We start from the raw sequence: 5898 nt of genomic DNA, 5'->3' as shown, positions 1-5898 counted from the left end.
TTGCGTCCCCAGCGACTTCTCCCATAAATGGCTGCTGCTACTGCCACCGGCACCAAAGGCATCATCCGGCAGGTGATCGGCCCGGTGATCGACGTTGAATTCCCGGCCGGCAAGCTGCCCAAGATCTATAACGCCCTCCGCGTGACGGGCAAAAACTCGGCCGGTCAAGACGTGGCTCTGACCGCCGAGGTGCAACAGCTCCTGGGCGACCACCGCGTGCGCGCCGTGGCCATGAGCAGCACCGATGGCCTGGTGCGCGGCATGGAAGCTGTCGACACCGGCGCTTCGATCTCCGTGCCCGTGGGTGAAGCCACCCTGGGTCGCATCTTCAATGTGCTCGGCGAGCCCGTTGACGAGCAGGGTCCTGTGAGCACCACCACCACGGCCCCCATTCACCGCGAAGCTCCCAAGCTCACCGATCTCGAAACCAAGCCCAAGGTGTTCGAGACCGGCATCAAGGTGATCGACCTCCTGGCTCCCTACCGCCAGGGCGGCAAGGTGGGTCTGTTCGGTGGTGCCGGTGTGGGCAAAACCGTGCTGATCCAGGAGCTGATCAACAACATCGCCAAAGAGCACGGCGGTGTGTCGGTGTTCGCCGGCGTGGGTGAGCGCACCCGTGAAGGCAACGACCTCTACGAAGAATTCAAGGAATCGGGTGTGATCAACCCCGACGACCTCTCCAAGTCGAAGGTGGCCCTCTGCTACGGCCAGATGAACGAGCCCCCCGGCGCCCGCATGCGCGTGGGTCTGTCGGCTCTCACCATGGCTGAGCACTTCCGCGACGTGAACAAGCAGGACGTGCTGCTGTTCGTGGACAACATTTTCCGTTTCGTGCAGGCAGGTTCGGAAGTGTCGGCTCTGCTGGGCCGCATGCCTTCCGCTGTGGGCTATCAGCCCACCCTCGGCACCGATGTGGGTGCTCTTCAAGAACGCATCACCTCCACCCTGGAAGGTTCGATCACCTCGATCCAGGCGGTGTACGTGCCTGCGGACGACCTGACTGACCCCGCCCCGGCCACCACCTTCGCCCACCTCGACGCCACCACCGTGCTGAGCCGCGGCCTGGCCTCCAAGGGCATCTACCCGGCTGTGGACCCCCTGGATTCCACCAGCACCATGCTCCAGCCCGCCGTTGTAGGTGACGAGCACTACCGCACCGCCCGCGCCGTGCAGTCCACCCTGCAGCGCTACAAGGAGCTCCAGGACATCATTGCGATTCTGGGTCTGGACGAACTGTCTGAAGACGACCGCCGCACCGTGGATCGCGCGCGCAAGATCGAGAAGTTCCTCTCCCAGCCCTTCTTCGTGGCTGAAATCTTCACCGGCATGCCCGGCAAGTACGTGAAGCTCGAGGACACCATCAAGGGCTTCAACATGATCCTGTCTGGTGAGCTGGACAACCTCCCCGAAGCTGCCTTCTACCTGGTGGGCAACATCGATGAAGTGAAGGCCAAGGCCGCCAAGATCCAGGCTGACGCCAAAGGCTGATCCGGAGTCTTAACTGATGTCTCTCACCCTCCGCGTTCTGGCACCTGACCAGAGCGTCTTCGACGGCACCGCCGACGAAGTGATCCTGCCCAGTACCACTGGTCAGCTCGGCATTCTTCCCGGGCACGTTTCCCTGCTCACCGCCCTCGATTTCGGTGTCCTGCGGGTGCGTGAAGGCAATGGCTGGAAAGCCATTGCCCTCCAGGGTGGTTTTGCCGAGGTGGATGCCGACGAAGTAACGGTGTTGGTGAACGCAGCCGAGCTCGGCAGCAGCATCAACGCCGACGCCGCCAGCAAAGAGCTGGACGCCGCAACCGCGGCCCTGGCCAAGTTCGAAGGCCAGCCCTCCAGCACCGACAAAATCAAGGCTCAACAGGAACTGGCCCGTGCCCGCGCCCGCGTGCAAGCCAGCAAAGCCTGATTAGCCCGACACTTCATGATCGACAGCGCCCCCTCTGGGGCGCTTTTTTGTTGTTGCCTGCGGAATGCGACCCATGGGTGTTGGCCACGACCTGGGCGAGCAACTGAATCGGTGGCTGGCGGCGGATCCCGCCGGCCTGAGCCAATCACGGGCGCTCACCAATCGGCTGATGGATGCGCTGGGGGCCAACGACGGCCTGCGTGGTCCCATCCGCGATTTGGCGAGCCAACCCCTGCTGCTTCAGGTGCTCCACAGCCGAGGCGCCGAGCAGCAATCGGCCCTGGCCAGCCTCACCGCCCAGCTGCGTGCCACCTATGCACCAGCGGTGCTGCAAGAGCTGCTGGACCTGCTGCACTCGGCCACTGGACAGAGGCCTGCGCCGGATCAAGCATCCGCAGATCGCCCTGCCGCGGCTCCAGCAACACTCCCTGAGCCCAGTCCGCCCCCACCGACGGGCGTTGCTCAACAGCCCATCCGCCAGCGGCTTCAGCTTGAACGCTTTGGACCCGGCTTCGCCCTCTCGGCTGCAGGCGCGCTGGTGTTCGCCTGGGTTGGGGCCGAACTGGATCGGGCGCTCTTTGAGGGCTGGGGCTGGAGCGGTGGGGTTGTGCTGGTGGTCGTGCTCGCCCTGCTGCAGGCCCTCAGCCTCGGACCGCTCAAAAGGCTCAAGCGGCAATGGCCGCTCACCAGCGCAGAGGCCGAGCAACCACGGCAAGCCTGGCAATGGCTGAGCCAGGCCTGGATTCATGCCAATGGCCTCGAAGCGATCCTCAATCTGATCGTGCTGCTGATCCTGCTGGGGGCTTCGCCATTGCAGCTGGGGTCGGTGGTGCTCCGCTACTGCCTGACGGCTCTGGCCTGTCTAGGGCTGGCCGCCCTGTGCGCCGCACGATGGCACATCACACGCCGCTGGAGTGGAGCTTCCGGCGCCATCAGTGCCTTGATTGCCCTGGCGGCTGGCCTGAGCCTGCTGCACTGGCGCGTCTTCCGTTTCAGCAGCGCCGGCCTGGAGATCCCCGCCTGGGTGTTGTTGCTGGTGTATGGAGCCCTGCAACTGGGTTGGCAGCTGCCACGCCAGAACCCCGATGAGCGCAGCAGTGCCCTGCAGCGGGTGCTGAGCAGCAGCTGGGGTTGGGGTCTGCTGCTGGGGCTCACCTGGGCCGTGATCACCCGGATCCGGGAACTGCTCTAACTGCCTGCTGCATGTAGCGGCCCCACAACTCCGCCACCAGCGCCCCACTGGCGGCTTGGGCCGGGGTGTTGTCGTCGTTGCCCATCCAAATGGCGGTGAGCAGATTGCTAGCCGGCGAGTAGCCCACAAACAGCACATCCACGCCGTTGTTCGTGGTGCCGGTTTTGCCGCGCGCATCGGGCACCAGCCCCGCCGCCCGGCCGGTGCCGCCCTGCACCACGCCAGCCAGCAGCTGATCCATCGTGGCGGCAAGCTCCGGCGAGAGCAGCTGACGGCTCTGCTCGCCGATCGGCACGGTGATGCCCCGCTCCGGGCATTGCTCAAGGCTCTTGATCGAGCCGCAGATGCCGAGGTCGTAGATGCGGCTCACACCATGCATCGGCACAGAACGGCCGCCATTGGCCACCACGGCATAAGCCCGGGCCAGCTCGTAGAGATAGGTTTCGCGGCCGCCCAGCATCGTGTTGTAGTCCGCGTCGAGCGGGGTGGAGATGCCGAGGCGACGGGCCAGCTTCAGCACTGCCTGCAGCCCCGCTCGCTCCGCCAGACGCAGCGCCACCACGTTCTCTGAGCGGGCAAATCCCTCGGCCACGCTGGCGCTACCGCCACCGCTGCGGCACCCCGCCACATAGGCCAGCGGCGCACAAGACACGGCATCAGCCGGTTTCACCCCGGCGGCGAGAGCCGCCAGGAAGGGGAACAGCTTGAAGGTGGACCCGGGCTGACGCAGAGCCTGCACGCGATCAAAGCTGGAGCGGCCGTAGTCGCCACCACCCACATAGGCCAGGATGTCGCCGGTTGTGGTGTTCACCGTGATCAGGGCCCCCTGGCTGAGCCCTGCCGCCGCGGCCGGCCCCTCCAGAAAACGCTTGAGCTGATCCTGCGCCAGCTGCTGCAGCTTGGGGTTGATCGTGCTGATCACGGCGTAATTGCCGGCCGCATCAGCGCTGCTGAGATCGAGGCCGAAGCGAGTGCCTTGCAGCTCCCCCAGCACGTAGTCGCTGAAGAAGGGGTAACTGCTGAATGTGGATTCGCGGCAGGCCGATGGATCGATGTTGAGCGGGCGGCGCTGGGCATCGATCAGAGCCTGATCGCCGAGCCAGCCCTGCTCGTGCATCAGTTTGAGCACCAGGTTGCGCCGCTCCAGCCCGGCTCCTGGATCCTCGAGATTGCAGGGGCTGTAACCATTCGGGCTGGGCAGCAAGCCCACCAGGAAAGCCGCCTGACCCACATCGAGCTCGCTAGCCGACTTACGGAAATACAGCTGGGAGGCCTGCTCGAAACCTTCAGTGCCCAGGCCCAGATAAGCGCGATCGAGATAGAGCTTGAGGATGCGGTTCTTGCTGAAGCCCACCTCCAGCTGCAGCGCCACCCACAGCTCCCGGAGCTTGCGGGTGAGGCTCACGTCCCGGCCCACCTCCGGATACACCATGCGGGCCACCTGCTGGGTGAGCCCGCTGCCGCCACCGGTGCCCAGCAGGGCTGAGCGCAGGGTGCCGAACAGATCGATACCGCTGTTCCAGCCGAAACGCGCCTCCTCGGAGGCCATCAACGCCTGGCGCAGATGCAGCGGGTAGGACTGCAACGACGGCAAGGCGGTGGAGGATCCCTCCCGGGCATCGATCTGGCGGCTATCCGCCGAAAAGATCTTCACCGGCCCGGAAATGGAGCGGATCTTGGAGCCACCACCAACGCTGGCGGCCACGAGCATGCCGCTCACCAGCAGGGTGGAGCCGGCCAGTGCCGCGACTCCCAGCAGCAGGGCCGCCTGTTCAAGCGGGCTGCGGGGATGGTAATAGCGCAGTTCCGGCGCTTCTCCCTTGAGGGGGGAGCCCAAGCGCACGGCATCACCATCACGCAGCTGAATCCAGCGGATGCGGCGATCCCGGTGGAACAGCCCATTGGCGGAGTTGAAATCCTCGAGGGCGAACTCGCGATCGCTCGGGCGCTGCTTCTCGAGGATGGCGTGCACACGGCTGAGCCCCGGCTCCGCCAGGGGAAGCTCACAGGCAGGATCACGGCCGAGGCGATAGCGCTGGTTCTCGAGCACCAGCTCGCTCAGCTGGCGTCCACCAGCCCAGAGCTCCACACGGGCCTGATGGGCGTGCAGCAACGGCCAAACCCCAGCGATCGCTGCTGGGCGCTGCCGCCAGGGTCCCTGACCAACGGCTCGCGCCAGCTCAAGCCAGGCACGCCTCACCGGCGCGGGCGCCAGGCGCTCTTTCAATGAAGCCAGATGCGATGCGGTGGCCAGGCGGGTGTTGCAGCCCGGCCATAGGCTACGGCCAGCCTTCACGCGGATCGTTGCAGCGCCAACGGGACCCCTGGGAACCCTTCCGGCTGTGGCTGGCGTTCACAATCGGGCTGTACGCGATTCGCGCCTTCTTCGCCGCCACCTGGGTGGGAGCGATCCCCGGTTGGGTGCTGCTGGTGATGGTGTTGATCGCCCTGGCCCTGGCCAGCAAGGCTCTGCTCTTTCCAGGAAGGGTGGTGCCTTATCGCGAAGGCGACGGCGGCTGGTGGAACGACCTGCGCGATGACTGGCAGCTGTGGTGGCGCCGCCGGCGCGGGCAACCATGAGCACCCCTGCTGCACGGCTGGTGCTGGCGGCGGATCGCCGCAAGGTGGCGCCGCTGGATCCCGCCAAACCGCTCACCATCGGGCGCGCGGCCAGCAACAGCCTCTGCCTGGCCAACCTGGAGGGGGTTTCTGAGCACCATGCCGTGGTGCGCTTCTCCCGCAGCCAGGGCTGGCTGGTGTGCAACTGGCAAAGCAGCGACGGCACGTTTCTGGAGGG

At 65.8% G+C, this 5898-nt stretch carries 6 protein-coding genes; 5 read left to right on the top strand and 1 reads right to left on the bottom strand.

The window, feature by feature from the left end; all coding sequences use genetic code 11:
- The first annotated feature begins 27 nt into the window (after nucleotides 1-27).
- From atpD to ACIQ2E_RS11890, 3 genes are all read left to right on the top strand, one after another.
- Nucleotides 28-1488 carry a F0F1 ATP synthase subunit beta gene (atpD, locus tag ACIQ2E_RS11900; protein WP_398330722.1) on the top strand — a complete coding sequence of 487 codons (1461 nt, stop codon included), beginning with the start codon at nucleotides 28-30 and terminating at the stop codon, nucleotides 1486-1488.
- A gap of 16 nt (nucleotides 1489-1504) precedes the next feature.
- Nucleotides 1505-1909, top strand: a complete 405-nt coding sequence (atpC, locus tag ACIQ2E_RS11895; protein ID WP_398330719.1) for an ATP synthase F1 subunit epsilon — start codon at nucleotides 1505-1507, stop codon at nucleotides 1907-1909.
- 73 nt (nucleotides 1910-1982) lie between these two features.
- Nucleotides 1983-3101, top strand: a complete 1119-nt coding sequence (locus ACIQ2E_RS11890) for a rhomboid family intramembrane serine protease (RefSeq protein ID WP_398330716.1) — start codon at nucleotides 1983-1985, stop codon at nucleotides 3099-3101.
- On the opposite strand, the gene ACIQ2E_RS11885 is transcribed toward ACIQ2E_RS11890, so the two are convergent.
- Entirely contained in the window at nucleotides 3076-5301 is a 2226-nt protein-coding gene (locus ACIQ2E_RS11885) for a transglycosylase domain-containing protein (protein ID WP_398330713.1), read from the bottom strand. The two genes, ACIQ2E_RS11890 and ACIQ2E_RS11885, sit on opposite strands and share 26 nt — an antisense overlap.
- Nucleotides 5302-5405: 104 nt before the next feature.
- Between ACIQ2E_RS11885 and ACIQ2E_RS11880 the strand changes: the two genes are divergently transcribed.
- Nucleotides 5406-5681: a hypothetical protein gene (locus ACIQ2E_RS11880; protein WP_398330710.1), complete on the top strand. Its 276-nt coding sequence runs from the start codon at nucleotides 5406-5408 to the stop codon at nucleotides 5679-5681.
- Nucleotides 5678-5898: FHA domain-containing protein (locus ACIQ2E_RS11875; RefSeq protein WP_398330707.1), on the top strand; the 221-nt coding region annotated here is incomplete at its 3' end. The genes ACIQ2E_RS11880 and ACIQ2E_RS11875, both read left to right, overlap by 4 nt.

Source organism: Vulcanococcus sp. (assembly GCF_044369115.1).
Lineage (GTDB): Bacteria > Cyanobacteriota > Cyanobacteriia > PCC-6307 > Cyanobiaceae > Vulcanococcus.
The sequence above is the reverse complement of the archived record's forward strand: the minus strand, read 5'-3'. Positions and strand labels throughout refer to the sequence as shown.

Bases quoted from the DNA above. Each gene is read 5' to 3' on its own strand.
- atpD (WP_398330722.1), top strand. From the start codon at position 28: ATGGCTGCTGCTACTGCCACCGGCACCAAAGGCATCATCCGGCAGGTG.
- ACIQ2E_RS11890 (WP_398330716.1), top strand. From the start codon at position 1,983: ATGGGTGTTGGCCACGACCTGGGCGAGCAACTGAATCGGTGGCTGGCG.
- atpC (WP_398330719.1), top strand. From the start codon at position 1,505: ATGTCTCTCACCCTCCGCGTTCTGGCACCTGACCAGAGCGTCTTCGAC.